The organism is Elioraea sp. (assembly GCF_022842375.1).
Lineage (GTDB): Bacteria > Pseudomonadota > Alphaproteobacteria > Acetobacterales > Acetobacteraceae > Elioraea_A.
Genome location: NZ_JALHPR010000004.1, coordinates 170,667 through 196,373 on the forward strand (window position 1 = coordinate 170,667; position 25,707 = coordinate 196,373).

A 25,707-nucleotide genomic window follows, 5' to 3' on the forward strand; every position below is an offset into this window, starting at 1 on the left:
CATCGGAGCCGCCGTGAAACCGGCTCAATCGCATTGCACCATTCCGGACAGTGACACGGCCAGGGTTGCATCGGGGCGAGATGGAAGCCGAGGAATACGAGTTGATGGATGCGGTCGAGGACCGCATGTGGTGGTACGCAGGGCTGCACGCGATGGTGATCCGCGCGCTCGCCCGCCACGCGGCACCTGCCAGCCTGCCGCTCCCTGCCACCCTGCCGCTGCTCGATGTCGGCTGCGGCACCGGTGGCCTGCTGCGCCGCCTTGACGCTGCGATGCAGGAGGGGCGGGTTGCCGCACGGCCACTCGCCGGGTTCGACATCGTGGCCGAGGCGGTCAGCCGCGCGCACGCCAAGATTCCCAAGGCCCGATTGGTCCGCGCCTCTGCCAACGACATTCCCTTCGCCACCGGCAGCGTCGCCGCGGCCGTCTCCTGCGACGTGCTCTGCCATCGCGCGGTGGACGAGGGGCGCGCGCTGGGCGAGCTCCACCGCGTGCTGGCACCAGGCGGGATCGTGGTGCTGAACATGCCGGCCCATGCCTGGCTCGTCTCCGCCCATGACAGGCGCGTGCACACGCGCGAGCGCTACAGCCGCGACGTGCTGCGCGCCCGCCTCGCAGCCGCAGGCTTCCGGCCGATCGAGGTGCTGCACTGGAACAGCCTGCTGTTCCCGCTGATGGTCGTGCAGCGCAAGCTGCTGACGCGATCGGGCAAGGGCGATGCTGCACCACAGGACCGCAGCGATGTCGCCGCGTTCCCGCCACCGATCGAGGCGATGTTCCGGGCCGTGACGGCGGTCGAGCGGGCCCTGATCGGCGCCGGGGTGCGCTTCCCGGTGGGTGGTTCCGTTCTCGCCGTTGCCGTGAAACCCTGACCGGATGACGATGATGGACATGCCAAGCGGCTCCGCGCAGCGCCTGGCCGACCCGCTGCACGACGCCCCGGCTCTCTCGGTGGTCGTTCCCGTCTACAACGGGGCGGCGACGGTGGGCGCGCTGGTCGCTGCCCTCGGCGCGCTCGAGGTGCCCGGCGGGCTCGAGATCGTGCTGGTGAATGACGGCAGCCCCGACACCAGCGGCGATGTGTGCCGCGCCCTGCTCCACACCTCGGCCGTGCCGCTGACCTATGTCGAGCATGCGCGCAACTACGGCGAGCACAACGCGGTCATGACCGGGCTACGCCACGCCCGCGGCGCCTTCGTCATCACGATGGATGACGACCTCCAGAACCCGCCGGAGGAGGTGGTGCGGCTGTTCCTCCACACGCGCGACCGGGGGTATGACGTCGTCTACACCCGCTATGCCGAGAAGAAGCACGAGGGGTGGCGCAACCTTGGCAGCCGCTTCGCCAACCGGGTGGCCGACATGCTGCTCGACAAGCCGCGCGGCCTCTACCTCTCCTCGTTCCGCTGCATGAGCCGCCTCGTGGTCGACGGCATCACCCGCTACGAAGGTCCCTACCCCTATGTCGACGGCCTCATCATGCAGGTGACGCAGCGGCTCGGCTCGCTCGAGGTGATGCACCTGCCGCGCGCGGAGGGGGTGAGCAACTACACGATCCGCCGGCTCGTGCGGCTCTGGCTGAACCTTGCCGTGAACTTCTCGCTGCTGCCACTCAGGCTCGCGGTGTTCGCCGGGGTGGCGATGGGGGCACTTGGCGCCATCGGCGCGCTGGTCGTCGTGCTTTCGGCACTGGCGGGCGAGCAGCCGCAGGGCTGGGCCAGCACGATGGTGGTGATCCTGCTGCTGTCGGGGGTGCAGTTCGTCATCCTCGGCATCCTTGGCGAGTATCTCGGCCGCACCTTCCTCACCGGCAACCGCAAGCCGCAGGGCATTGTGCGCGCGGTGGCCGAGGGCGGCGGGCGACGCGCGGCTGCGCATCCGTCATCGGAGGGTGCGGCGTGAACCCGCACTGGGCGGCGCTGATCGGCGCGCTTATCGTCGGGGTGGCGGGGCAACTGCTGCTCAAGACCGGCGCGGCGGCCGGAGGATCGGTGATCGAGCAGGTGTTCCGGCCGACGACGATCGCCGGCCTCGCCCTCTACGGCGGCGGGGCGTTCCTGTACCTGTTCGCGCTGCGCGGCATTCCCGTCTCGGTCGCCTTCCCCTCGGCGGCCTCGCAATACGTTGTGGTCGCCGTCGTCGGCTGGCTGATCTGGGCGGAGCCTGTCGGGCTGCAGCAGATCGGCGGGCTGGCGCTGATCATCGCCGGGGTGCTGCTGCTCGCCACGGCGTGAGCGCCGGCTCAGGCGATCAGCAGGAAATCGCTCTGGCTCAGCCCTGTCACACCGAGCAGCGTGATCGTATCGTCGCCCGCTGAAACGACGCTTCGGTCCGAGAGTGCTGCGATCGCGAGATCGGCGAAGCCGAGACCCGCCGGCGCGAGATCGAGCTTGTCCTGGCCGCGGATGAAGTCGCCGATCACGTCCTGGCCCCAATCGGCGAAGAAGCGGAAGATGTCGGCCCCGGCACCACCGTCGAGCCGGTTGTTGGCCGCATTGCCGATGATGACGTCAGCGCCCGCGCCGCCGATGCCATTCTCGATGACCACACCATGCGCGATGGCCAGGTTGTTGGCCCCGCTGCTTGCCACTGTGCTGAACGATCCTCCCCGGAGATCGAGCGTGACCTTGGCGGTCGCGGCGGAGAGGTCGATCGTATCGGTGCCGCCACCGTCCCAGATCGTGGTGACCTTGTTGGCGAGATCGGCGAAGCGATAGGTGTCGTTGCCCGTGCGCGTCGTCGTGTTCGTTCCGTACAGGTACTGGAGCGTCGCGATATCGTAGAGCTGGTAGGTCGATGGCTCGCCCGCATACGTCGCGTGCCCGTTGTACGACATCACCGTGTACATGCGGCTGTTCTCGGCACCCGTCAGCGCGCCGACATGGTCGAGGCCGAGCGCGTGGCCGGTCTCGTGCAGCAGCAGCATCGTCTCGAAGCTGCCGGGCGAGAAGCTCGCCCCGGCATAGTTCGTGTTCAGCCACACGTCGCCGGGCTTGCTGTTCGTGCCGGTGCCGGAGGGATAGTAGGCGTAGCCGGCATAGTTCGGGATGCTGGCGAAGCCGAAGGTGATCGCCGCCGTGCTCGCGCTCGCGGCCTCGACGAAGGTGATGTTGGCCAGCGTCTCGATGTAGTCGAGCGTCTGGCGTACCTGGTCGCGCTGGGTCGTGCCGAAGCTCTTGAAGTTGGAGTACGCCCAGTCGCCGGAGGCGTAGTACCCAGGCGTCGCATCGAGGAAGGCGAAGCTCACCGTCACGGCGCTGCCATAGGGCTGGGAAGCGTTCCATCGCTGCGACGACGACAGCAGCAGGTCCTCGACATAGTAGGCCGGCCCGCTGCTGGCCGGCGCGTTGTCGAGGCCCGCGATCGACACGGTGAGCGAGGCGGTCGCGGTGCCGCCCTTCCCGTCGCTGACGGTGTAGGAGATTCGGTCGGTCGCGCCCTGGCCGGAGGTCAGTGCGTTGAAAGCGCCGTTCGGATCGTAGCTGTAGCTGCCGTTGGCGTTCAGCGTGAACTTGGCGCCGGAGGCCAGCGTTGCTGCCTTGCCGACGGAGGTCGCAACGCCGTTGACAGCCGAGACAGTGAGGGCATCGCCGTTCGGATCGCTGTCATTGGCGAGCACGTTGCCGGTGCGCACCGTCGCCTCGTCCGTCGCGGCCGCGTCGTTGACGGCGACCGGCGCGCTGTTCGACGTCTGCGCGCTCACGCCGGTGACGGTGACGCTCACCGTCGCCTGCGCCGTTCCACCGCGGCCGTCGGCGATCTTGTAGGTGAACTTCTCAAGCGCTGACTGGCCGGTGTTCAGGCTCGTGAACACGCTGCCCTGCTCGTAGCTCACCGTCATGTCGGCATTGAGCCGCACCACGGCACCGGACGAGAGGGTGACCGTTGCGCCAGGCGCGACCGCGATGCCGTTCAGATGCGTGATCGAGAGAGCGTCGCCGTCACGGTCGCGGTCATTGGCGAGAACTGCGAGGCGGATCGGTGTTGCCTCGCCTGTCGTCGCGCTGTCGTTGCTCGCGGTGGGCGCGCTGTTGCGCGTGCTCCCGCCGCCTTTCGCCCCGGCGCCGAGCTTGTAGCCGTGCCCCTCGTCCTCGGTGCGGAAACCGGTGGCGAAGCCCACGAAGCCATGACTGAAAAGCCCCGTGGCGGACGCGGCATCGAACGACAGCGGCGTATTGTCGGACAGGAGGGGGCGCGCGGACGCGGCACGGCGATCGGCGGACATGGTGTCTCCTTGCGACGGGCGAACGCCTTATGGTGTGGGTCGCGCGTAAACGCGTGTTGAACGGGGGAGGTTGGAGCAGCGGATCAGGTAGGGAAGCGGGCGGACGGGGCGCTCAGGCGCTGGGCGCACGAGTATTCTGAGACAAGCTCTCATCGGTAGATAACGCGGCAACCGACTGGTGAGAAGCTGCCGAAATCAACCCACCCGTCGCCTCACGCAATCGGTATCACGGCAGAGGACACGCGCATCAGCAGCGGGTTCGCCGTCGCGTAGCTGCATAAAGCCGTGCCGGCACCTGTCGGAAAAGCTTACAGCTGTGCCTCCAGAGGCTCTTCTACCCGTGCAACCCTCTGATATAATTTGGTCAAATAGACTGGCACGACGCTTGCTTGACAGGGGGCGCACCTGGAGAATGGTGCTATCGCATCGGAGGCTGGTACGAATGATCAGGAACACGTGGCTGGGTATTCTGGCAGGAGCCGCATTGTTGGGCGTGAGCGGCACCGCAAACGCTGCTTTCATCGTCCAGTCTGGAAACCTTGGTGGTGGCTCCGTTCAGAACGTCATCTCGAATGCCTGCACAGGTACCGTCACCGGCCCGGCCTCGTCGGTCCAGGGTTGCCTCAACAGCGACAACGACACGTTCGTGAACTTCGCGAGCAGCACCGACCAGCTCCAGATCACGGGCGGTCAGGCGACGCTTTCCGCGGTCGATGACATCATCAACCAGCTGACCATCTCCGCCTACTACAACCCGACCGCCGAGGCTCTGACCTTTGGCACGCTGGTGCTGGACATCCAGTGGGACATCACGCCTGGCTCTCCTGCAGGGGCCAGCGCATCTGTGACATTCACCGCCGACCCGAACAGCGGGGCTGGGCCCTTCGTGTTCTCACTCGGCAACGGCAACAACTTCTTCACCATCTCTGGCGAGGACTTCGCCTCCGTGTCGTTTGACGTCACGGGCAATGGGCGGGTCGTAGGTATCGAGTTGAAGCAGGTCCGCATCGGCGGGGTCAGCGAGCCGGGCAACGGCGGCGGCGGGTTCCCCGTTCCCGAGCCTGCGACACTCGGCCTGCTTGGTGCCGGCCTGCTGGGCCTCGGCCTGGCCCGTCGGCGCCGTCGGAAGGCCTGACGCCCGAAACCACTGCGTCGGATTGCTTGACAGGGGGGCGGTGCCGGCAACGGCACCGCCCTTCGCATTCCTGGATCCAAGCGGGAACAAGGGCTTGCCCTGCGGCGACGGGGGGCGGCGGTCAACGACAGCGGCCAGCGGCACGAGTCTGCACGCAACGCGCCCGCCAATGCGGTCGAAACTCTTTACAGTTCTGCGACAGCAGACGGGCGAAAGGCCGTAAGCCTTTGATGTCCCTCATGTTGCACACGTGTTGCATACGTCGGTAGGCGGAGGGGGCCACGCGACGCAAGGAAGAGACCATGAACAGACTATCATGGCTCGGGGTAGTGGCTGGGACGGCGATGCTCGCCGTTGCAGTCCCGACGCAGGCAAACGCGGCGATCGTCTTCGGAACCGGGCCGGCGCCCGGATCGACCGACAACGTCATCGTCAACGCCTGCGCCAGCCCCGTGTTGGGCCCCGCACTCACGGTCACCGGCTGCCTCAACACGAGCCAGACCACCGATGTCAACTTCACGAGCGACGAGAACCTGCTGCTGACGGAAGGCGGCGGCCAGGCCCAGCTCGTCTCGCAGGACGGCGCGTTCAGCTACCTCGAGATCAGCCTCGATCCCGGTCAGACCTTCGCGATCCTAGAGCTGAACATCGACACGAACGCCGATGGCACGGTCGTCTTCACGGTGCAGGATCAGAACGTCTCGAGCGGCCCCCTCGCCCTGGACGAGAACGGCGTGAACCGCTTCTACGTCATCGGCACGGCGGGGGAGGACTTCACCTCCCTCTCCTTCGTCACCACCGTCGGCGTCACCAGCGTCGACCTGGTGTCGGACGTGAAGCAGGTGCGCATCGGTGGCGTCGACGATGGCGGTGGTGGCTTCCCGATCCCCGAGCCGGCCACGATTGCCCTGTTCGGCGCAGGCCTGCTCGGCCTCGGCCTCGCCCGGCGGCGCCGCAAGGCCTGATCGCTCGCAACTGAGTAAGGCGGCTTGACCAGGGCGGTGCCGGCAACGGCACCGCCCTTCGCTTGTGCGGTCCTCAGCCGTGGGCGCCGACGTCCTGGGTGATGGCGGCGGAGGCCTCGCGCACCAGGCCGAACAGCGTGCGCATCGGGCCGAACACCTCGGCGTGCTCCTGCTCGTAGGTCGCTGCCTCCGCCGTTCCCGGCGGCTCGGCGAAGTCGAGCGAGAGCGCCGCATCGCGGTTGCGCGGGAATACCTCCTCCAGCACCGCCACCGCCCCCGGCACGTCGAGCCGCAGCACGCGGGCGACCAGCGCCGCGCGCGTGATGCCGTGGCGCGGCGAGAAATCGGGGATGCGCGTGGCCAGCAGCCAGATGCGGTGGATCAGCGCCAGCCGGATGGCGTGCAGCAGCACGAGCCGCTCGGGCGGGCGCTCGGCAGGCCACGTGGCCTCGAGCGCCAACGCATCCTGCTGCAGGCGGCGGAACATCCGCCGCACGGGCTCCGACAGGCCGAATTCCTCGAGCGCCTCTGCCACCGCCGTCAGCGCCGCCGCGCGGCCCGGCCGCCGCGTGCGCGCCGCACGGTCAAGCCAGGTTCCGGGGTCCAGCGTGGCGACGTAGCCACGGAGGATGTCGAGCGCGCCGGCACGCCGCGCGGCTTCGGCCATTGCCATCGCCCTGCCGAAACGGGGTGACCTGGCGCGCAGCTCCGCGAAGGTCTCGGGGCTGCGGGAGGCCGCCTTGCCGAGCCCGTGCAGCGTGTTCGCGAGCCACCCCATCTGGTGCAGGATCGCGTTGTTCGGGATCGCGCGCAGCTCCGACGGGTGCGCGATCATCGCCGGCCCGCCAAGCCCGTCGCGCTGCCGCGCTGCCGGCCGCGATCCGGTGGGGTCGAGCAGGCTGGGCCCGAAGGCGCCGAGCAGCGCGGCGTAGCCCGGGTCCTCGACCAGCGCTTCCATCTCCGACCGCACCGTGCCGAAGAACTCCGCCGCCCAGTCAGCCTCGGCGTACACGGGGTCCGACACCGCCTCCTCGGGCTCGGGGGCGAAGGCATGCTCGGCGATCCGCGCGATCGTGGCGGCGGCGAGCGATGGCGTGCCGAACAGCAGGTAGCCGTCGGAGCCCTGGAAGCTGCTTTCCTCCCGCACGCTCAAGCCCGCCGCGCCGAACTGCGCGCGCGAGGCGGCGGGAGCGAGATACTCGAACCGGTCGGCCAGGCTGGCTGGATGCGCGCCACGGCCGATGCTCTCGCCATGGGTGTTGAACAGCACGAGCTCGATGCCGGCGAGGTCATACCGCCTGAGCGTCTCGGCGAGCTTCAGGCGAAGCCGCTCGATCCAGTAGCTGGCCGCGAGCTGGCCGACGAAGCGCCCTGAATCCGAATAGCCGAACTGGATGCAAAGCCTGCCCGTCGCGCGCAGATAGGCGCGCCAATGCGGGCTGCGCAGCGCCTCCTCCAGCACCCGCGCGCCGCGCTCCAGCCCCTCCGCCGTCTCGAACAGCGGGCTGATCTCGACCTGGTTCTCGATGCCGAAGCGTTTCGCGAGCCACAGCGCCGCAAGCAGCGTATAGCCCGTCTCGGTCTCGGCGATCAGGAAGCGGATCTTCTGCGACCGGTCGATGTGCTTGACGATCTGCGCGACCGTCATCATCAGCCGCGCGGCCGAAGCACCCTCCGTCAGCAGCGCGCCGAAATCGACCGCCACCGTCTCGACGCTGTCGAGCGCCGCGTTGATCGCCGCAAGCAGGCCGCGGCGGCGGGCGCGATCCTCCGGCCCGCCATCGAAGCCGAGGCGATGGCGGAGCGCGTTGTGCACCTGCGTGGCGTTCAGCCGCACATGGGTGTGGGCGAGTGCCAGCCCGTGCGAGACGAGGCCAGCGCGCGCGACGGCAAGACGCATCCGCGCCGCATCGTCAGGTGCGGCGGCGATCGCCTCGGCGAACAGCGGCAGAAGTGGCGTGGGCTCGGTCAACGCATCGGATGCACGGTCGATCAGCGCATGGGCGAAGCGCTGCACCGCCTCCGGCTCCGGCGTCGTGCCTTCCGGGCAGGCCGCGATCTGTTCCGCGACCGCATCGGCGGCGATCGCGATGCGCGCGGCGAGCGGGCCGGCCCCCGCTTCGCCGACGGCTGCATCGAGGCGGGCAAGCTGCAGTGCCTTCATGCGCAGGCGGAATTTCAGCGTGTCGGCGAACCCGATATCGGTGCGGCCGTCGGTGTCGTAGCCCACCCAGGTGGAGATGATCACCGGCGCAGGGGCCAGCACCGACCAGCGATCGGGCCAGGCGGCACGGGCCGCCCCGAACAAGGCTTCCGCGAACCGGTCGAGCGCATCGCGCGCATGGGCGATGGCGACCCCTGCCGCCTCGAACTCCTGCACGAGGGTGATCGGGCTCGGGCGGAGATGCATCGGGTCGATCGCGCCCAGTACGGCACGCCCGGGCGCGGTCCCGGCCGAGGCTGATTCCGCGAGCAGCGCTGCCGTCGGCCCGGGCATCGAGAAGGTCGGGTGAGCGGTGAATACGGCAGCATAGCGCGGATGCTCGACCAGCAGGCGATAGGCGGCGAAGGGAACCGGGCTGTCGTCCGGATCGGGGCGGACAAGGCGTGCGGCCAGCGTATCGAACGCCGCTTCCCCCGGCGGACCGACATAGGCCGCCACCCTGCCCGCGCGCGCCCGGAACGCAGCGGCGCCGAGGCGGCGGAGGACGACCGTCAGCCCGGGGAGGTCGAGGGTTCCGTCATCGAGGCGACGGGAGATGGCCAGGGCGGCCGAGGACACAGGGTCGGCGAAGGGGTCGGTCGCGGCGGCTTCGAGCAGGCGCGCGACCGTGCCGGTCAGTTCAGCAATCGCCGCGTCGGCTGCATCTGGAATAAGGTCGGAGCCTGCTGCATCAAGCATGCAGACAATTGTGCACCTGCGAAGGGCCGCTGCGCCACAGAAACGTTGCGCGGAGAGACGTCGATCAGGCGCCCGGAAGCTGCCGCAGCGCCGCGCATACCGCCTCGACCTGCCCGTCGGTCAACTCCGGAAACATCGGCAGCGACAGCACCTGCCCTGCCGCCACCTCGGTTTCCCGGCACATGGCCGGGCCGAGCGCGATGCGGCCGCGATAGGCGCCCTGGGCGTGCACCGGAACGGGGTAGTGCACATTGGTGGCGATGCCGCGGGCACGCAGGAACGCCTGCACCGACGCGCGGTCGCCGCAGCGCAGCACGTATTGGTGGAAGACGTGGCTCGTGCCCCGCTGTCGCGCGGGGGCGCTGAGCGGCCCGCCGGCGAGCGCGGCATCATACGCCGCCGCGATCGCCTGGCGCCGCGCCGTGACTGCATCGAGCGCCGTCAGCTTCACGCGCAGTGCCGCCGCCTGCACTTCGTCGAGCCTGCTGTTCACACCCGCCATGTCGGAGACATAGCGCTCGCGCCAGCCATACTGGCGCAGCGCGGCGATCCGGTCGGCCAGCGCCTCGTCGTCGGTCGAGAGGACGCCGCCATCGCCGAGCGCGCCGAGGTTCTTGGTTGGATAGAGGCTGAAGGCAGCGGCGATGCCGAGCGTGCCGCATTTCCGGCCGCCCACCAGCGCGCCATGGCTCTGCGAGCAATCCTCGATCACCACCGCCCCGTGGCGAGAGGCGATGGCGATGATCTCGGCCACCGATGCCGGCTGGCCGTAGATGTGCACGGGGACGACGGCGCGGATCGGCGGCAGGCCGGGCGGCGGGCTCGCCAGCACGGTGGCGAGCTCAGCCGGGTCCATCGTGTAGGTGGCGGGGTCGATGTCGATCAGCACCGCCGTCGCCCCAACCATCTCGATCGCGGCAACGGTCGCCACCGCCGTGTGGCTGACGGTCGCGACCGCGGCACCAGGGCCGATGCCGAGGCCGCGCAGGATCAGTGCGAGCGCATCGGTGCCGTTGGCGACGCCGACGGCGCGCGCCGCCCCCTGCCAGGTAGCGAATTCCGTTTCAAAGGCGGCACATTCCTTGCCGAGGATGTACCAGCCGCTGTCGAGCGCGCGCGCGATCGCGGCGTCGATCTGGGCCTTCTGCGCGCGGTAGCTGGCGCCCGGGTCGGCCTGCGGAACGGTCACGGGAGGCGAGGCGGCGTTCATGGCGATGTCTCACACATAGAGGGCGAGGCGTGGGCGGAACCAGGCGAGCGTGCGGGAAAGCCCGTCGGCCAGCGTCACTTCGGGCGCCCAGCCGGTGGCGGCCCGGAACGCCCGATCGTCGGCCACATAGGAACCGATGTCGATCTTGGCACGGTCGGCCGGGAAGGTCTCGACCCGGAACTCGCCCGAGCCGTTGGCGGCGACGAGGGCGGAGGCAAGCTCGCGCAGGCTGACGGCAGGGCTGCCGCCGAGATTGTAGGCGCCGGGCTGTGCATCGAGGGCGGCGATGAAGGCGGCTGCGACGTCCTCGCCGAAGGCAAGGTCGCGCATCTGCTCGCCGCCCCACACCTCGAAGGCCTCGCCCTCCAGCACGCGGCGGATCCAGAGGCCGAGGAAGGTCTGCTTCGCATCGGCGATGCGCAACCGCGGGCCATAGCAGTTGGTGAGGCGCAGCGACACGACGGGGCGCCCATGCACCTTGTTCTCGAGCAGCCAGTACTGCTCGGCCGCCCATTTGCTCACTGCGTTCGCATCCGGCGGATCGACGGGGTGATCCTCGGCGACAGGCAGTGCGCGGGGGCGGCCGTAGAGCTGGCGCGTCGAGGCATGCACCACACGTGCGGTTGGTGCCGCCGCGCGGGCGGCGAGGACCAGGCGCAGCGTCGCGTCCGCGTTCTGCGCCAGGTCGTGCCGCGGATCGGCCTGGCTTCCCATGTGCGAGGTGTGCGCGGCGAGGTGGAAGATCGCGTCAGCACCGGCAACGATCGGCGCGAGATCGGCCGTCGCGAGATCGGCCTCGACCAGCGTCGCCCGGATGCCGTCGAGGTTGGCGTGGTTCGCCCCCGTCCCCGGCAGCAGCGCATCGACGGCCACGACCTCCGCCCCGCGCGCGGCGAGCGCGGCGGCGAGCGTCGCGCCGAGGAACCCGGCCCCGCCGGTGACGATGCAGCGTACGCCCCCCAATTCCTTCATGCTGGGAGGTCCATCACGCCTCGCGCGCGATCCGGGCGAGGTACGCGCCGAGATCGGTCTTGCCGAGGGAAGCCGCCTCGCGCGTGAGCGCCTCGGCATCGATGAAGCCCATGCGGAAGGCCACTTCCTCGGGGCAGCCGATCATCAGCCCCTGGCGTTCCTGCAGCGTCTGCACGAAGGTCGCAGCGGCGAGCAGCGAGGCCGGCGTTCCAGCATCGAGCCAGGCATAGCCGCGCCCCATCCGTTCCACGTGCAGTTCGTTCCGCGCGAGATACACCCGGTTCACGTCGGTGATCTCGAGCTCGCCGCGCGCGCCGGGCTTGAGCGCGGCCGCGATGTCGGAGACCTGGCCGTCATAGACGTAGAGGCCGATCACCGCCCAGTTGCTCGTTGGCTCGCGCGGCTTCTCGACGAGCTCCGTCGCCCGCCCCTCGGCGTCGAACCAGACCACGCCGTAGCGCTCGGGGTCGCGCACCTGGTAGGCGAACACGGTGGCCCCCGTGCCGCGCGTGGCGGCGTGCGAGAGCATCGTGCCCATGCCCTCGCCGTGGATCAGGTTGTCACCCAATGCCAGCGTGCACGGCGCGCCGCCGAGGAACTGCCGGCCGATGGTGAAGGCCTGGGCGATGCCATCCGGGCTCGGCTGCACGGCGTAGCTGATGGCGAGCCCGAGGCGCGAGCCGTCGCCGAGCAGACGGACGAAGCCTGCCTGGTCGGCCGGCGTGGTGATGACGAGGATGTCGCGGATGCCGGCGAGCATGAGCGTCGACAGCGGATAGTACACCATCGGCTTGTCGTAGACGGGCAGCAACTGCTTGGACGCCGCCAGCGTCATTGGGTGAAGCCGCGTGCCGGAGCCGCCGGCGAGCAGGATGCCCTTCATGCTCAGGCCGCCGTGCCGAGGCGCTGGCCGGCGTAGTTCCGCGCGCGGATGGCCTGCCACCACGCGGCATTCTCGAGATACCAGCGCACCGTCGCCTCGAGCCCGGTCTCGAAGCTGTACGCCGGCGTCCAGCCGAGTGCCGCCATCGCCGGTCCTGCATCGATCGCGTAGCGGAAATCATGGCCCGGACGATCCGTCACGAAGCTGATCAGCCGCTCGCGCGGGCCGGCCGGGTCGGGCACCAGGCGGTCGAGCACTGCGCAGATGCCGCGCACCACGTCGATGTTCCGCGCCTCTGCATGCGCGCCGAGCAGGTGCGTCTCACCCGGCTTCGCACGCCCGAGTGCCGCGACCAGGCCGGCGGCGTGATCGTCGACATGGATCCAGTCACGCACGTTCTCGCCGCGCCCGTACACGGGCAGCGGCTTGCCCTCGACGGCATTGGCGATGGTGAGCGGGATGAGCTTCTCGGGGAACTGCCAGGGCCCGTAGTTGTTGCAGGTGTTCGTGACAAAGGCCGGGAACCCGTAGGTCGCGTGGAAGGCGCGCACGAGATGATCGGATGCCGCCTTGGACGCTGCGTAGGGGCTGCGCGGGGCGTAGGGCGTCGCTGCCGTGAAGGGCGCATCGCCGGGTTCGAGATGACCGAACACCTCGTCGGTCGAGACGTGATGAAAACGGAACGAGGCCGCACGCTCGGGCGTGAGCGCGCGCCAATGCGCGAGCGCTGCCTCCAGCACCGAGAGCGTGCCGGTGACGTTCGTCTGCACGAACGCGGCAGGCCCATCGATCGAGCGATCGACATGGCTTTCGGCGGCAAGGTGCATCACCGCGTCAGGGTCGTGGGCGGCGAAGATCGCGCGCATCGCCGCCGTGTCGGCGACGTCGGCCTTCACGTGCACGTGGCGCGGGTCGGACGCTGCCTCCTCGATCGCCTCTGGGCTGGCGGCGTAGGTCAGGCAGTCGACGTTCACGATGCGGGCATCGGTTGTGCGCAGCAGCCGCCGGATGACGGCGGATCCGATGAAACCCATGCCGCCGGTGAGAAGGATCTTCATGGGGCGGAGGGTGGCCCCGCTTCATGGCGGGGCGCAAGCCGCGCTATGGCCGAAAAGTGGCGCCGAGGTCACCGGCCGCAAGAAGCCGTTCGACGGCCTCGTCAGCCGCATCGGCGAAGGGGGTGAGAACCAGGGCCACCCCGAGGCCGCGCAGCCCGTCCGCCTCCTCCGGTCGCGAGGCGGTGAGCGCGATCCGGCCGGAAAACCCCGCCTCGGCCAGCGCGCGGAGCAGCGCGCCCCGCGTCGCGGCATGGCCGAGCACGACCGGAACATGCGGCATGGCGGCGACGATCCAGCGCGCCTCGGCCAGCGGCAGGCCGGCCACGAAGCCGGGGTCTGCCGCGTCGCCATAGAGGGCGGGCCAGCCGCGGCACTGGAATGCGCGCACGGCTTCGGGGTCGAAATCGACGCCGAGGAACCCAATGCCGCGTGCGGCGAGCCGCTCGGCGATCGCGGTGCCGTACCGGCCGAGACCGAGCAGCAGGATCGGGCGAGGCTCCACCTCGCCGCTTTCGGGCAGATGGTCCTCCCGGGAAGGATGGCGGCGCTCGAACACGCCGAGCCAGGGCGCCAACACGCGATAGAGCGTGGCCGAATGGACGATCATGTAGGTGGAAAGTGCGATGGTGATGATGCCGACGAGCGTCGTCAGCCCCACGGCCTCCGCGCCGATATGCCCCAGGCCCTGGCCGAGTGCCACGAAGACAAGGCTGAACTCGCTGATCTGCGCGACCGTCAGCCCGGCGAGGAACCCCGTGCGGCGCCGGTATCCGATCGCCCCCATGATCGCCATGACGATGATGGGATTGCCGATGAGGACAAAGGCCGAGAGCAATGCCGCTTCGCCCAGCCGGCTCGCCACAGCCGAGAAATCGAACAGCGCGCCGAGTTCGAGAAAGAAGAACAGCAACAGGAAATCCCGCAGCGGCGCGAGCCGAGACGCGATCGCCTCCCGCACCGAGACGGAACCGAGGCTGACCCCGGCGACGAGCCCGCCGAGCTCCTTCGACAGGCCGACGGAATCCGCAGCCGTGGCGCCGAGCGCTGCCCAGCCGATCGCGAAGACGACGAGCAGTTCCGGCTCGCGCGCCATGCGTTGCAGCAGGGGTTCGGCGAGGTAGCGCATGAAAAGCCCCGCCGCGCCGATCAGCACGACCCCGCCGCCGATCGCGCGGCCAAGTGCGATGAACCCGCCCTCCCCGGCCACCGCGAAGGCCGACAGCGCGATCATCGCGACGACGACGCAGATGTCCTGCACGATCAGGAACCCGAGCGCGATGCGCCCGTGCAGGGCATCGATCTCGCGTTTGTCGGAGAGCAGCTTCACGATGATGATCGTCGAGGAGAATGTCAGCGCCACCGCGACATAGGCGCTTTCGACCATCCCCAGGCCCAGCACGAGACAGAGTGCGAACCCGCCGACGGAGGTGAACGCGACCTGCCCGAGGCCGGTTGCGAGCGCGACACGACCGAAGCTGCGGATGAGGCCGAGGTCGAGCTTCAGCCCGACCAGGAACAGCAGCAGCGCGATGCCGAGACGCGACAGCGTCTCGACCACGATGCCGCCATCGACGAAACCCGCGCCGGACGGCCCCGCGATGATGCCGACGGCGATGAACGAGACGATCAGCGGCTGGCGCAGCATCACGCCCGCAAGCCCCACAACCGCCGCAAGCCCCAGCACGATCGTGATCTCGATGAAGACCGGCATATCCTCGTCCATTCAGCGTCCCCGCGGCGTCAGCGCAGCCTGTCCCCGTCATGCTCGCGCCCGACGCGCAGGATCTCATTGAAGCCGAACAGCAGCAGCAGCAGGCCCATCACGCTCTGGATCGAGGCAAGCATCCGTGCTGCGGGCCCGACCGGTACAACGTCGCCGTAGCCGATGGTCGAGAGCGTGACGACGGAGAAGTAGAGCGCATCGGGAAACGACATGGCACGGCGGATGCCTGCAAAGGCGAACATCGGCTCGGCGACCGCGCCATCGACGATCCTGTAGAGGCAGGCGAACACGATGACCAGCAGCGAATAGAAGGTCAGGAACGCCAGGGCGGGGATGATCAGGTGGCGGATCCGCACGAAAAACGCCTCGAAGATCAGCGAGATATCGATCAGGAAGGCGACCACGTCACGCTCGGCAAATGCGACGACGACGGCGATTGCCGCCATGGCAACGAGGAAGGCGGCCTCCTCCGAGGCGCGCGAGACACCGAACTCGGGGAGCGAGAAGCTGGCCACCCCGACCAGCGCGACCGGCACGAGCCAGCGCGCCAGCCGCCCGAAATGCGCCGCGCCTCGCATCCGCTCCGATGAGACGAGGCCGCCGATCAGCACGCGCTGTCGCCACGCTGCGCTGAGGAACGCCGCGACCGGCAGCACGAAGCCCGTATAGGAGACAAGGCGCGAGACGTTTGGAAAATTGGTCTCGCTGAAGAACACGAACAGCGTCGCGTACACGGCGAGGAAGTTCGCCAGGGCCAGCGCAAAGTGCAGGCTGCCAGGAAACAGCAGGTAGAAGAACCCCGATCCGGCGACCGCGACCGCGATTAGCAGCGCGATGAAGCCACGGTCATGGTCGCGCGCGGCAAGGCCGACGAGCAGCAGCAGGCCCGCCGTGAACATGACTGCGCGCCACCAGGCGCGGTCCATCCGCTGCGCGCGCATCCTTAGCCTGGCCCTCCTTCCGAGTCGGCTCAATCACTGCGCCCGAGTGTAGCGCCGGTGGGCGCGCACGTTCGCATTCCCGGCCCGGGGCGCTTATCTTCCATGCCATGGCACCGGATACGACACCGCTCTTGACCACGCGCGACCTTGTCACCGCGCTCGCTGCCCGCGGGGGCCACCCTGCGCTGCTCGCCGTGCGCGGCGGCGGCGGCGAGGCGACCAGCCACGCCACGCTGGGACGCGATGCACTTGCACTTGCCGGCGCGCTTGCCGCGCGCGGGGTCGGGACCGGCGAGCGGGTGATCCTGTTCGGCGCGCCCGGGCCCGGCTGGATCACCGTCCGCCTCGCCCTCGGCGCGCTTGGCGCCGTCACGGTCGCGTTCGACGAGACGACGTCCGACGCGGAGCTTGCCGTCCTGGTTCCCGCCTCGGGCGCGCGGCTTGGTTTCGTCGATGCCACCTTCGCCCCACGGCTTGCCGCGGTCGACGCGACGCTCGTCCTGGCCACGCTCGAGGCCGCCGAGGGGTTGGCGCACTGGCACGACTGGGCGGGTGAGCCAGGCGCTCCCCTGCCCCCGATCGCGCCCGATGAGCCCACCATGCTGGTGACCACCAGCGGCACGACGGGCAGGCCGAAGGCCTTCCTGCTGACCCACGCCAACATCCTGCACAACGTGCGCACGATTGCCGCGCAGGGCATCGTCACCCCTGCCGATCGCGCGCTGCTGCCGCTGCCGCTGCACCATGTCTATCCGCTCACCGTCGGCGTGCTGACCCCGCTGGCCATCGGCGCGACCGTGGTGCTGCCCGAGGGCGTGACGGGCCCCCTCCTGGTCGCTGCGCTGAAGGCCGGGCAGTGCACGGTCATGGTCGCGGTGCCGCGCCTCTACGCCGCGCTGCTGGCGGGGCTGATGGGCCGCGTCGCGGCGCAGCCCCTGCCCAAGCGACTGATCTTCAATGCCCTTTTCTCGCTCTCGCTGTTCCTCCGCCGTCGCTTTGGCATCCGCATCGGCAAGCGGGTGTTCGGGTCGATCCACCGCAGCCTCGCGCCCGATCTCTGGCTCATGGCGTCGGGCGGCGCTGCGTTCGATGCCGCGACGATCTGGCCGCTCGAGGCGCTCGGCTGGCAGGTTCTGTCGGGCTGGGGGCTGGCCGAGACCGCCTCGATCCTGACCAACAACCACAAGGACCGGGCGCGCATCGGCGCCGAGGGCTTCCCTTTGCCTGGCGTTACGCTGCGTGTGTTCGAACCGAACGACAAAGGCGTGGGCGAGCTCCAGGCCAAGGGCCCGTCGGTGTTCGCGGGCTACCTCGACAACCCCGAGGCCAACGCAACCGCCTTCACCGAGGATGGCTGGTACCGCTCGGGCGATCTCGGCTTCGTCGACGGCGATGGGTATGTCCACATCGTCGGGCGCGTGAAGGAGATGATCGTGCTCGGCGGGGGCAAGAACATCTTCCCCGAGGAACTGGAGAAGACCTTCGCCGCCGACCCCGCGATCGCCGAGATCGGGCTGGTCGAGAAGGCGGGATCGCTCGTCGGCCTCGTGGTGCCCGACGAGGCGGCGATCGCCGCCTCGGGCACGCCGCGGATCGAGGATGCCGTGCGCGTTGCCCTCACCGCGACGGCGCAGGGCTTGCCCAGCTGGCAGCGCCTGTCCGGCTTCGCGATCACGCGCGAGAAACTGCCGCGCACGCGGCTCGGCAAGATCCAGCGTTTCCTGCTGCCACGCCTGTACGAGGAAGCGGCCGCGGGCCGCGCGCCGGCCAGCGCCGCGCTCACCGACGAGGATCGCGCGCTGATCGCCACGCCGCCTGCCGATGCGCTCTGGGCGCTGCTGCGGGAGCGTTTTCCGGGCCGCGTCGTCTCGCCCGCCCAGTCGCCGCAGCTCGACCTCGGGCTCGACAGCCTTGGCCTCCTCTCGCTCGCGATGGAGATCGAGGCGCGGCTCGGCATCGCGCTCGGGGAGGAGGAGCTCGGCACGGTCGGCACGCTGGCCGACCTGCTGCGGCTCGTGATCGACCGGCCTGCCGCCGCGCCGGCCGTGCAGGCGCCGCCCGACCTCGGCTGGCTCGACCCGCCTGGGCCGTGGCCACGGCTCGCGGGGCGCGTGCTTGCCGTCGTCAACCGCGCGCTGATGGCCCTGATGTTCCGCCTGCGCACGGAGGGGCGGGCGAACATCCCAGACGGGCCCGTCATCATCGCGGCCAACCACCTGTCCGACATCGACCCGACGATCGTCGGTGCTGCCCTGCCGCCTTCAGCGCTTGCGCGGATCCGCTGGGCCGGCGATCGCGGGCGGCTGTTCGGCAGCAAGGCCGGGCGGTTCCTTGCCCGTGCGGCGCGCATCTTCCCGGTGGATGAGCGCGCGCCCGGCACCACGCTGGCCTACGCCCGCGCAGCGCTTGAGCGGGGCGACTGCCTGGTCTGGTTCCCGGAGAGCTGGCGCAGCCCCGACGGCAGGCTCCAGACCTTCATGCCTGGCATTGGCGAGCTCGTCCGCGCCACAGGTGCACCGGTGGTGCCGGCGCGGATCACCGGCACGTTCGAGGCGATGCCGCGCACGGCCCGGTTCCCGAAGCCCCACCCCGTGCGCGTCGTGTTCGGCCCCGCCATCCCGGCCGCGACCCTGACCGAGGGGGCGGCGGACGCTGCCGAAGTGGCACGGCGGCTTCGCGCCGCGGTCGCTGCCCTCGAAGGCGCTTGACGGCTGCCCACCCGGCCCCTTCTCTGCGCCCGCCGCAACAGGAGCCCCTCATGAGCGAGCCCGTCGACACCGTGATCTTCGACCTCGGTGGCGTGCTGATCGACTGGAACCCACGCCACCTCTACCGCAAGATGTTCGACGATGCGGCCGAGATGGAGGCGTTCCTGCGCGATGTGTGCGCGCCCGCCTGGAACCTCGAGCAGGACCGCGGCCGCCCCTGGGCCCAGGCGATCGCCGAGCTCTCCGCCGTCCACCCCGACAAGGCTGAGCTGATCGCCGCCTATCGTGGCCGCTGGCACGAGATGCTCGCCGGCCCCATCAACGGCACTGTCGCGATCCTCGAGGCGCTGCACACGGCCGGCGTGCCGCTCTACGCCCTGACCAACTGGTCCGCAGAGACCTACCCCTACGCCGAGGAGCTCTACGACTTCCTCGGCCGGTTCCGTGGCGTCGTCGTCTCCGGCCGGATCGGGCTGGTGAAGCCCGACGCCGCGATCTACGGCCACACGATCGCGCGGTTCGGCGTCGTTCCGGCACGCACCGTGTTCATCGATGACAGCGCGAAGAACGTCGCCGCTGCCGCGGCATCGGGGCTTCGCGCCGTTCACTATACCGGGCCGGAGGCGCTGGCGCGCGACCTTGCGGCACTCGGCCTTCCCGTCGCCGCCTGAGCAGCGGGGGAAACGCCGTGAACGGTCTCCAGAAGATCATCGAGCGCACCATCCTCGCAAGCCGCTACGTGCTCGTGGTGTTCTATGTCGGGCTTGCCGTGGCGCTGCTCGTGTTCGCCGGGCAGTTCGTGCTCAAGATCACCGACGTGATCATGAAATTCCCCGCGCGCGACGAGACCGAGGTGCTGCTGGCGATGCTGCAGCTGATCGACAAGGCACTGGTCGCCGGCCTCGTCGTGATGGTGATGCTCTCCTCGTACGACAACTTCGTCTCCCGCCTCGACAACGGCGACGAGGATGCGCCCCGCATCACCTGGATCAGCCAGCTCGACCCCGGCTCCCTCAAGATCAAGGTGGCGTCGGCCATCGTCGCGATCAGCTCGATCCACCTGCTGCAGATCTTCATGAACTCGGCCAACTTCACGAATGACGACATCTACTGGAAGGTCGTCATCCACATCGTGTTCATCGCCTCGGCCCTGTTCCTCGGCGTGCTCGACCGCCTGACGGTGATCTGGCCGAGCACGGGCGAGAAAGGCGGGAAGTAGTCAGCGCTTCACCGCCGCCGTCACGACGATCTCCACCTTCCAGCGGGGGTCGACCAGCTTGCCCTCGATCGTCGCGCGCGCCGGCGGGTTCTCGCGATCGACCCACGCATCCCAGGCCGCGTTCATCGCCGGTGCGTCACGGATATCGGCCAGCACGACCAGCGCCTGGAGGATATGCGACTTGTCGCTGCCGGCGGATGCCAGAAGCGCGTCGATCTCCGCGAGCACGCTTGCCGTCTGCCCGGCGGCATCCGCGGTGGGGTCCACCGGGATCTGGCCCGCGCAGTAGACGACGTTGCCGTGCACCACGGCGTTGCAGAGCCGGCCATTCTCGATGTCGATGCGCCGCAGCATGGGTTCCTCCTCGTGACGAGTCGCGCACGATGCTAACCTGTGGCGATGGATGGCGCGCCCTCCACCGCGGTTGGCCTTGCACTTGCGCTCGGGCTTGGGTTGTTCCTCGGCCTCGCCTTCGAGGAGCATTACGGGCAGGACGGCGTGCGCCGCCCCGGCGGCGTCCGTACCTACCCGACGCTTTCGCTCACCGGTGCGGTGCTGTGGCTGCTCGAACCACGCTCGGGGCTCGCCTTCCTCGTGCTGCTGCTGTTCGTCGCCGCGGCCGGGCTGCTCTACTGGCGCGCCTGGATCGCCGTCCAGGCCGATGGGCAACCCGGACTCCGCGGCGGGCTGATGGTGCCTGCCTGCGGCCTTGCCGCCGCGGCGATCGGGCCGGCATCCGTCGCGCTGCCATCCTGGATCCCGCTCGGCCTCACCATGGCGCTCGTCCTGCTGCTGCGCGCCCGCACCTCGCTGCACAGCCTCGCCGCCCGCGTGCCGGGAGAGGAAATCACCACGGCCGCGCGCTTCATCGTGCTCGCCGGCGTCATCCTGCCCGTGGTGCCGCGCGAGCCGATAGCCGCGTGGCTTCCCGTCACGCCGTTCGAGGTGTGGCTCGCGGTCGTCGCGATGTCGGGCATCTCCTGGGGCACCTACCTGCTGCAGCGTTATGTCTCGACGGGCCACGGGCCACTGATCGGCGCGATCCTCGGCGGGCTCTGGTCATCGACTGCAGTGACGGTGGCCTTGGCGCGCGACCTCAAAGGCGCCCAGACGCGCCAGCCGGCGACGGAGGCCGGCATCGTCGCGGCGACGGCGGTAATGTTCGCCCGCGTCGGCCTGGTCGCGGGTGTGTTCGACACCGCGCTGGCCCTCGCCCTCGCCCCCTTTCTCGCGGGTTTCGCGGCGGTGACCGCGATCGCCGCGGGGCTGCTGCTCGCGCGCGGCACCCGCCAGGGCGTGGCCCCGCCGCCGCCAACGGGCAACCCGTTGCGGATCGCGCCCGCGATCGCCTTCGCCGCGCTGTTCGTGGTGATCTCGGCCGCCATGGCGCTGTTGGGCGGCCGGTTCGGCACGGCGGGGCTCTACGCGGTCGCTGCCATCGTCGGCCTCGGCGATCTCGATGCCTTCACGATCAGCCTGGCGACGACGCCGCAGCCCGGTGCCGTTGGTGCGATCCTGCTCGCCTGCGCGAGCAACAACCTCGTCAAGGCAGGCTACGCGGCCGTGTTCGGCGGCGGGCGCGGCCTTCTCCCAGGCGCCGTGCTGGCGGTGATCGCCGCGGCAGGCTTCGCCGTCGCCCTGATGGTGCGGTAGGGATCAGCCTGCTAGCGCCTCGGCGATCGCGCGCGTGTTGTGGCGGATCAGCGCGACGTAGCTCGGCGCCGGCCCGTCGGCCTTGCTCAGCGCATCGGCGAACAGCCTGCCGCCGATCCGCGCGCCGCTTTCCGCCGCCACTTGTTCGAGCACGCGCGGGTTCGCCCCCGTCTCGATGAACAATGCGGTGATACGGTCGCGCCTGATCTGCTGCACCAGCCGTGCGATTCCCTGCGCTGACGGTTCACTCCGCGTCGAGAGGCCCTGCGGGCTCAGGAAATCGATGCCGTAGCGGGCGCCGAAATAGCCGAACGCATCGTGCGAGGTGACGACGCGGCGACGCGCCCGCGGGATGGTGGCGAACTGCTCCGCCACCCAGGTGTCGAGGGCCTGGAGTTCGCCCACAAAGCGCGCTGCGTTGGCGCGATAGGCCTCCGCGGCCTCGCGGTCAGCCCCGGCAAGCCCCTCGGCGATGGTGCGCACCATCTGCTGCACCCGGCGCGGGTCCTGCCACACATGCGGGTCGGCCTCGTCGCCATGGCTGTGGTTGTGACCGTGGGAGTGTCCGTGGCCCTGCGCGGGCTTGATCGTGGCGATGCCGCGGCTTGCCGTGATCTGTGTCCCCTTGAAGCCCGAGGCGCGGATCAGCCGCGGCATCCACCCCTCGAAGCCGAGGCCGTTGACGACGATGAAGCGCGCGCGGGCGAGTTTCTGCGCATCCGACGGTGCCGGCTGGAAGCCATGCGCATCCTTCTCGGCGCCCACGATCGTGTCGATGCTGAGGAACGGTCCGCCGACCTCGCGCAGGATGTCGGCGAGGATGGAGAAGGAGGCGACCGCCGGCCGCGGGTCGAGCGCACGGGCCGGTGCTGCGATGGCGGCGAGCGGGGCGGCGAGTGGGGCGGCAAGCACCGCGCGGCGTGTGATGGATGGCATGGATCTCTCCTCTATCCGGCGAGATGGGGACGGCGGACCAGCCGCCGCAGCAAGGATCCTTGCGGACCGGCAACGAGCCCCGTGGCCCAGATCACGCCGGCCGCGAGGATGATGGCAGGCCCGGTCGGCAGGTCGGCGTGGAATGAAACGAGCAGGCCGCAGAACGAGGCGACGACCGCGGCCGCCACCGAAGCCGCCACCTGCCCGCCGACCGAGGCTGCCCAGAACCGCGCCCCCGTCGCCGGCAGCATCATCAGCCCGACCGCCATGAGCGTGCCGAGCGCATGGAACGCAGCAACGAGGTTCAGCACGACGAGGCCGAGGAAGCCGAGATGCCAGAGCGCCCCGCCGCCGCCGGCATGGCGGAGGAAGCCCGGGTCGAACGTCTCGGTCACCAGCGGGCGCCACATGATTGCGAGGGCGAGCAGCGTCACCGTGGTGGTGACGGCCATGAAGAGCAGCGCGCCGTCATCGACGCCGAGGGCAGCGCCGAACAGCAGGTCGAGCAGGTCAACACCGCTGCCGCCGGCAGAGACGATGACAACCCCCGCGGCGAGTGCCACCAGGTAGAAGCCGGCGAGCGAGGCATCCTCGCGGATGCCCGTGCCGCGCGTGGCAAGCCCTGCGGCGAGCACGATGGCGAGACCGGCCACGATCCCGCCGGTTGACATTGCGACAAGGCTGAGGCCGCCCACCGTCGCGCCGAGCGCGACACCCGGCAGGATCGCATGGCCGAGCGCATCGCCGATCAGTGACAGCCGGCGCAACACGAGGAACACGCCGAGCGGTGGCGCGGCGAGCGACAGCGCGAGGCAGCCGACGAGGGCGCGGCGCATGAACGCGAATTCGAGGAAGGGGTCGAGCAGCATCGGCGGATCTCGCCCCCTTCAGGCGGCCTGGGCGCAGGTCCCGGAATCCTCGTCCCAGCCCTCGGCCATCATGCGGGCGCGCAGACCGTTGGCGGGGGTGAGCACCGCCTCGGTTGGCCCCCAGGCGATCAACTCACGCGCGAGCAGCAGCGTCTGGGGAAAATGCGCACGCACCAGGTCATGGTCATGCAGCACCGCGATCACGCTCCGCCCCTCGCCATGCCAGCGCGCGACGAGGCGGAGGAGATCGGCCGTGGTCCGGGCATCGATGGCATTGAACGGCTCGTCGAGCACGATCACCGGCGCATCCTCGAGCATCATCCGCGCGAACAGCACGCGCTGGAACTGCCCGGCCGACAGGCTCGCGATCTGCCGCGCGCCGAAGCCACCAAGACCAACCGCGTCGAGCGCTTGGGTGGCCTCGCCACGCTGCGCCTCGCCCATCCCGCGGAACGGGCCGGTGCGGCGCCAGTGGCCCATCATCACCACCTCGCCGCATGAGATGGGAAAGCTGCGGTCCAGCACCGCCTGCTGCGGCAGGTAGGCGATGTCGGAGGCAGCAAGCCCGCCACGGTCGAGGGTTCCCGCATCGAGCCGCTGCGCGCCGGTCAGCGCGCGGAGAAGGCTCGTCTTGCCCGCCCCGTTCGGGCCGACGATGGCGGTGAGGCTGCCGGCGGCGAACGCGCCGCTGACATGGTGCACGGCGGGCCGGCGGTCATACGTGACCGTCACGTCGGCAAGCCGTATCGCCGGGGATCGCACCAGGGGCCGGCGCATCAGCCAACCGCCCATAGGACGCCCAGCCACAGCAGCGCGGCGAGCCCGAGAGCGAGCACGACACGCTCGCCAACACCGGCGGACAGGGACAGCGGGTTTCGCGGCTTCATGATACGTTATTCTATAACATCACGCCTGTGATCGGACAAGGTCGCGACCGCGCCGCGGCTCCCTGCTAGTTTCCGCCCCATGTCACAACGCGACCTTCCCCAGACCCCACCAGGCGACCTCATCCGCGAGCGCGAGCGCGCCGATGATCGCGCCACCCTGACCCGCTGGCGCCTCTATGCCGGGCTTGCCATGGCAGCGACGCTGGCAGCGACCATTGGCCTCTACGCCATCCCAGCCCCGCGGCCGTTCTGGCTCGACATGCTCCACGCTGCCGCCAAGGCTGGCTTCGTCGGCGCGGTGGCTGACTGGTTCGCGGTCAACGCGCTGTTCCGCTACCCGTTCGGGCGGTGGACGGGCCTGGGCGGATTGCTGCCGCGGCAGAAGCAGCGGCTGGCCGGCGGCATGGGCCGCTTCGTCGCGCGCCAGTTCTTCACGCCCGAGAGCATCCGCCGCGCGGTCGACGGCGTCGATGTCGGGGCGGCGGCGGGGCGGTTCCTGTCTGATCCCGCCTCGGCGCGGCGGGCGGCCATCGCACTCGCCCCCTTCGTGCCGCAACTGCTCGAGGCGCTCGCCGATGGCCGGGCACGCAAGGCGCTGCGCCGCGTGCTGCCGCGGCTCGTGTCCGGGCCAGAAGCCGGGCCGGTGGTCGCGCGCCTGCTGCGTTCGTTCCTCGATGGCAGCCACCACCAGGAGGTGTTCAGCCAGGCGCTCACGCGGATCAAGATCACGCTGGCCAACAACGAGGACAAGCTGAAGTCGGCGATCGAGGCGCGCGTCGCCGAACAGGGCGGGTCGATGGTGAAATGGGTCGCCGGTGCCTGGATCGCCAAGAAGGTGCTTGCCGCCGCCAATGCCGAGCTCTCGAAGGTCGAGCCCGATGACAGCGACCTCCGCGCCGCCTTCGATGCGTGGGTCAGTCACGAGATCGATCGCCTGGAGAAGGACCCGGCCCGGGCAGCCGAGATCGGCGACGTCCTGCGCCGTGCAGCCTCCCACCCAGCCGTTGCCCTCTGGCTTGAGGACGCCGTGCTTCGCCTCTCGCAGATGGCACGCTTCGATGCGGAGCGTGAGGACGGCCGCATCGTCGCGGCGCTGACGGGGCTGATGGGCAATCTCGGCCGCATGCTCACCGAGAACGATGCGGCGCGCGCGGGCCTCAACCGCCTGCTCGAGGAGACGGTGGCAGCCCTCGCCCCCTCGGCCCAGGCGCGGATCGAGGGGTTCGTGGCCGAGAAGGTCGCCGGCTGGTCGGATGCCGACCTGATCGAGCGGATCGAGCTCAAGGTCGGGCGCGAGCTGCAGCTCATCCGCCTCAACGGCACGCTGGTCGGTGCGGCGGTCGGCGCGCTGCTCTACGGGCTACTCACCGCGTTGTTCGGGCGTGTGCCGATCTAGTTGCAGCACGCCATGCCAGGACGCA

The 25,707-nt window shown here is 69.9% G+C and carries 21 protein-coding genes and 1 pseudogene; 10 read left to right on the plus strand and 12 right to left on the minus strand.

Annotation, left to right across the window (positions count from 1 at the left end; translation table 11 throughout):
* Positions 1 to 80 precede the first annotated feature (80 nt).
* The 3 genes from Q0C38_RS05690 to Q0C38_RS05700 are packed head-to-tail and all read left to right on the plus strand — an operon-like array spanning position 81 to position 2,234.
* Positions 81 to 872: a class I SAM-dependent methyltransferase gene (locus Q0C38_RS05690; RefSeq protein WP_291296095.1), complete on the plus strand. Its 792-nt coding sequence runs from the start codon at positions 81 to 83 to the stop codon at positions 870 to 872.
* 19 nt (positions 873 to 891) lie between these two features.
* On the plus strand, positions 892 to 1,902 hold the full coding sequence (locus Q0C38_RS05695; RefSeq protein ID WP_291296096.1) for a glycosyltransferase family 2 protein: 1,011 nt from the start codon (positions 892 to 894) through the stop codon (positions 1,900 to 1,902).
* Positions 1,899 to 2,234: an EamA family transporter gene (locus tag Q0C38_RS05700; protein ID WP_291296097.1), complete on the plus strand. Its 336-nt coding sequence runs from the start codon at positions 1,899 to 1,901 to the stop codon at positions 2,232 to 2,234. The genes Q0C38_RS05695 and Q0C38_RS05700 overlap by 4 nt, the downstream gene beginning before the upstream one ends.
* An 8-nt stretch (positions 2,235 to 2,242) precedes the next feature.
* Here the strand turns inward: Q0C38_RS05700 and Q0C38_RS05705 are convergent, their stop codons facing one another.
* Positions 2,243 to 4,225 carry an Ig-like domain-containing protein gene (locus Q0C38_RS05705; protein ID WP_291296098.1) on the minus strand — a complete coding sequence of 661 codons (1,983 nt, stop codon included), beginning with the start codon at positions 4,223 to 4,225 and terminating at the stop codon, positions 2,243 to 2,245.
* A gap of 1,036 nt (positions 4,226 to 5,261) precedes the next feature.
* On the opposite strand from Q0C38_RS05705, the pseudogene Q0C38_RS23315 reads away from it, so the two are divergent.
* Both Q0C38_RS23315 and Q0C38_RS05715 read left to right on the plus strand, forming a co-directional pair.
* A pseudogene (locus tag Q0C38_RS23315) lies at positions 5,262 to 5,360 on the plus strand (PEP-CTERM sorting domain-containing protein); the annotation flags it as partial.
* 302 nt (positions 5,361 to 5,662) lie between these two features.
* Positions 5,663 to 6,325, plus strand: a complete 663-nt coding sequence (locus Q0C38_RS05715) for a PEP-CTERM sorting domain-containing protein (RefSeq protein WP_291296100.1) — start codon at positions 5,663 to 5,665, stop codon at positions 6,323 to 6,325.
* Positions 6,326 to 6,398: 73 nt separating this feature from the next.
* Here the strand turns inward: Q0C38_RS05715 and Q0C38_RS05720 are convergent, their stop codons facing one another.
* The 7 genes from Q0C38_RS05720 to Q0C38_RS05750 all read right to left on the minus strand — a co-directional run bounded on the left by Q0C38_RS05720 (position 6,399) and on the right by Q0C38_RS05750 (position 16,014).
* Positions 6,399 to 9,227: a phosphoenolpyruvate carboxylase gene (locus Q0C38_RS05720; protein ID WP_291296101.1), complete on the minus strand. Its 2,829-nt coding sequence runs from the start codon at positions 9,225 to 9,227 to the stop codon at positions 6,399 to 6,401.
* A 64-nt stretch (positions 9,228 to 9,291) separates the two neighbouring features.
* Positions 9,292 to 10,437: a DegT/DnrJ/EryC1/StrS aminotransferase family protein gene (locus Q0C38_RS05725; RefSeq protein WP_291296102.1), complete on the minus strand. Its 1,146-nt coding sequence runs from the start codon at positions 10,435 to 10,437 to the stop codon at positions 9,292 to 9,294.
* Positions 10,438 to 10,446: 9 nt separating this feature from the next.
* Positions 10,447 to 11,409: an NAD-dependent epimerase/dehydratase family protein gene (locus Q0C38_RS05730; RefSeq protein WP_291296103.1), complete on the minus strand. Its 963-nt coding sequence runs from the start codon at positions 11,407 to 11,409 to the stop codon at positions 10,447 to 10,449.
* A gap of 13 nt (positions 11,410 to 11,422) precedes the next feature.
* On the minus strand, positions 11,423 to 12,292 hold the full coding sequence (gene rfbA, locus Q0C38_RS05735) for a glucose-1-phosphate thymidylyltransferase RfbA (RefSeq protein ID WP_291296104.1): 870 nt from the start codon (positions 12,290 to 12,292) through the stop codon (positions 11,423 to 11,425).
* A 2-nt stretch (positions 12,293 to 12,294) separates the two neighbouring features.
* Positions 12,295 to 13,350: a dTDP-glucose 4,6-dehydratase gene (gene rfbB / locus Q0C38_RS05740; protein ID WP_291296105.1), complete on the minus strand. Its 1,056-nt coding sequence runs from the start codon at positions 13,348 to 13,350 to the stop codon at positions 12,295 to 12,297.
* A 43-nt stretch (positions 13,351 to 13,393) separates the two neighbouring features.
* Positions 13,394 to 15,073, minus strand: a complete 1,680-nt coding sequence (locus tag Q0C38_RS05745) for a cation:proton antiporter (protein ID WP_291296106.1) — start codon at positions 15,071 to 15,073, stop codon at positions 13,394 to 13,396.
* A gap of 17 nt (positions 15,074 to 15,090) precedes the next feature.
* Positions 15,091 to 16,014, minus strand: coding sequence for a potassium channel family protein (locus Q0C38_RS05750; RefSeq protein ID WP_291296107.1), 924 nt, complete (start codon positions 16,012 to 16,014; stop codon positions 15,091 to 15,093).
* Between the two features lie 107 nt (positions 16,015 to 16,121).
* Here Q0C38_RS05750 and Q0C38_RS05755 point away from each other — a divergent pair, with 107 nt between their 5' ends.
* The 3 genes from Q0C38_RS05755 to Q0C38_RS05765 are packed head-to-tail and all read left to right on the plus strand — an operon-like array spanning position 16,122 to position 19,941.
* Positions 16,122 to 18,722, plus strand: a complete 2,601-nt coding sequence (locus Q0C38_RS05755; protein ID WP_291296108.1) for an AMP-binding protein — start codon at positions 16,122 to 16,124, stop codon at positions 18,720 to 18,722.
* A 50-nt stretch (positions 18,723 to 18,772) separates the two neighbouring features.
* Entirely contained in the window at positions 18,773 to 19,393 is a 621-nt protein-coding gene (locus Q0C38_RS05760; RefSeq protein ID WP_291296109.1) for an HAD family phosphatase, read from the plus strand.
* Positions 19,394 to 19,410: 17 nt separating this feature from the next.
* Positions 19,411 to 19,941 carry a TIGR00645 family protein gene (locus Q0C38_RS05765; RefSeq protein ID WP_291296110.1) on the plus strand — a complete coding sequence of 177 codons (531 nt, stop codon included), beginning with the start codon at positions 19,411 to 19,413 and terminating at the stop codon, positions 19,939 to 19,941.
* On the opposite strand, the gene Q0C38_RS05770 is transcribed toward Q0C38_RS05765, so the two are convergent.
* Positions 19,942 to 20,295 (minus strand): RidA family protein, encoded by a 354-nt coding sequence (locus tag Q0C38_RS05770; RefSeq protein ID WP_291296111.1) that lies wholly within the window; start codon positions 20,293 to 20,295, stop codon positions 19,942 to 19,944.
* Between the two features lie 45 nt (positions 20,296 to 20,340).
* On the opposite strand from Q0C38_RS05770, the gene Q0C38_RS05775 reads away from it, so the two are divergent.
* Positions 20,341 to 21,594, plus strand: coding sequence for a DUF4010 domain-containing protein (locus Q0C38_RS05775; RefSeq protein WP_291296112.1), 1,254 nt, complete (start codon positions 20,341 to 20,343; stop codon positions 21,592 to 21,594).
* 3 nt (positions 21,595 to 21,597) lie between these two features.
* Here the strand turns inward: Q0C38_RS05775 and Q0C38_RS05780 are convergent, their stop codons facing one another.
* The 3 genes from Q0C38_RS05780 to Q0C38_RS05790 are packed head-to-tail and all read right to left on the minus strand — an operon-like array spanning position 21,598 to position 24,176.
* Positions 21,598 to 22,530 (minus strand): metal ABC transporter solute-binding protein, Zn/Mn family, encoded by a 933-nt coding sequence (locus Q0C38_RS05780; protein ID WP_291296113.1) that lies wholly within the window; start codon positions 22,528 to 22,530, stop codon positions 21,598 to 21,600.
* 11 nt (positions 22,531 to 22,541) lie between these two features.
* The gene (locus tag Q0C38_RS05785; RefSeq protein ID WP_291296114.1) at positions 22,542 to 23,399 is read right to left on the minus strand and encodes a metal ABC transporter permease; all 858 of its coding nucleotides are present in this window, start codon (positions 23,397 to 23,399) and stop codon (positions 22,542 to 22,544) included.
* 18 nt (positions 23,400 to 23,417) lie between these two features.
* A complete protein-coding gene (locus Q0C38_RS05790; RefSeq protein WP_291296115.1) occupies positions 23,418 to 24,176 on the minus strand; it encodes a metal ABC transporter ATP-binding protein in 759 nt (252 codons plus the stop codon).
* Positions 24,177 to 24,365: 189 nt separating this feature from the next.
* On the opposite strand from Q0C38_RS05790, the gene Q0C38_RS05795 reads away from it, so the two are divergent.
* Positions 24,366 to 25,682: a DUF445 domain-containing protein gene (locus tag Q0C38_RS05795; RefSeq protein ID WP_291296116.1), complete on the plus strand. Its 1,317-nt coding sequence runs from the start codon at positions 24,366 to 24,368 to the stop codon at positions 25,680 to 25,682.
* Positions 25,683 to 25,707: the final 25 nt, after the last annotated feature.

Coding starts and splice junctions, on each gene's coding strand:
- Q0C38_RS05780 (WP_291296113.1), bottom strand. CDS start 22,530: ATGCCATCCATCACACGCCGCGCGGTGCTTGCCGCCCCACTCGCCGCC.
- Q0C38_RS05755 (WP_291296108.1), top strand. CDS start 16,122: ATGGCACCGGATACGACACCGCTCTTGACCACGCGCGACCTTGTCACC.
- Q0C38_RS05790 (WP_291296115.1), bottom strand. CDS start 24,176: ATGCGCCGGCCCCTGGTGCGATCCCCGGCGATACGGCTTGCCGACGTG.
- Q0C38_RS05775 (WP_291296112.1), top strand. CDS start 20,341: ATGGATGGCGCGCCCTCCACCGCGGTTGGCCTTGCACTTGCGCTCGGG.
- Q0C38_RS05715 (WP_291296100.1), top strand. CDS start 5,663: ATGAACAGACTATCATGGCTCGGGGTAGTGGCTGGGACGGCGATGCTC.
- Q0C38_RS05720 (WP_291296101.1), bottom strand. CDS start 9,227: ATGCTTGATGCAGCAGGCTCCGACCTTATTCCAGATGCAGCCGACGCG.
- Q0C38_RS05705 (WP_291296098.1), bottom strand. CDS start 4,225: ATGTCCGCCGATCGCCGTGCCGCGTCCGCGCGCCCCCTCCTGTCCGAC.
- Q0C38_RS05725 (WP_291296102.1), bottom strand. CDS start 10,437: ATGAACGCCGCCTCGCCTCCCGTGACCGTTCCGCAGGCCGACCCGGGC.
- Q0C38_RS05795 (WP_291296116.1), top strand. CDS start 24,366: ATGTCACAACGCGACCTTCCCCAGACCCCACCAGGCGACCTCATCCGC.
- Q0C38_RS05745 (WP_291296106.1), bottom strand. CDS start 15,073: ATGGACGAGGATATGCCGGTCTTCATCGAGATCACGATCGTGCTGGGG.
- Q0C38_RS05770 (WP_291296111.1), bottom strand. CDS start 20,295: ATGCTGCGGCGCATCGACATCGAGAATGGCCGGCTCTGCAACGCCGTG.
- Q0C38_RS05785 (WP_291296114.1), bottom strand. CDS start 23,399: ATGCTGCTCGACCCCTTCCTCGAATTCGCGTTCATGCGCCGCGCCCTC.
- rfbA (WP_291296104.1), bottom strand. CDS start 12,292: ATGAAGGGCATCCTGCTCGCCGGCGGCTCCGGCACGCGGCTTCACCCA.
- Q0C38_RS05750 (WP_291296107.1), bottom strand. CDS start 16,014: ATGCGCGCGCAGCGGATGGACCGCGCCTGGTGGCGCGCAGTCATGTTC.
- rfbB (WP_291296105.1), bottom strand. CDS start 13,350: ATGAAGATCCTTCTCACCGGCGGCATGGGTTTCATCGGATCCGCCGTC.
- Q0C38_RS05695 (WP_291296096.1), top strand. CDS start 892: ATGCCAAGCGGCTCCGCGCAGCGCCTGGCCGACCCGCTGCACGACGCC.
- Q0C38_RS05690 (WP_291296095.1), top strand. CDS start 81: ATGGAAGCCGAGGAATACGAGTTGATGGATGCGGTCGAGGACCGCATG.
- Q0C38_RS05730 (WP_291296103.1), bottom strand. CDS start 11,409: ATGAAGGAATTGGGGGGCGTACGCTGCATCGTCACCGGCGGGGCCGGG.
- Q0C38_RS05760 (WP_291296109.1), top strand. CDS start 18,773: ATGAGCGAGCCCGTCGACACCGTGATCTTCGACCTCGGTGGCGTGCTG.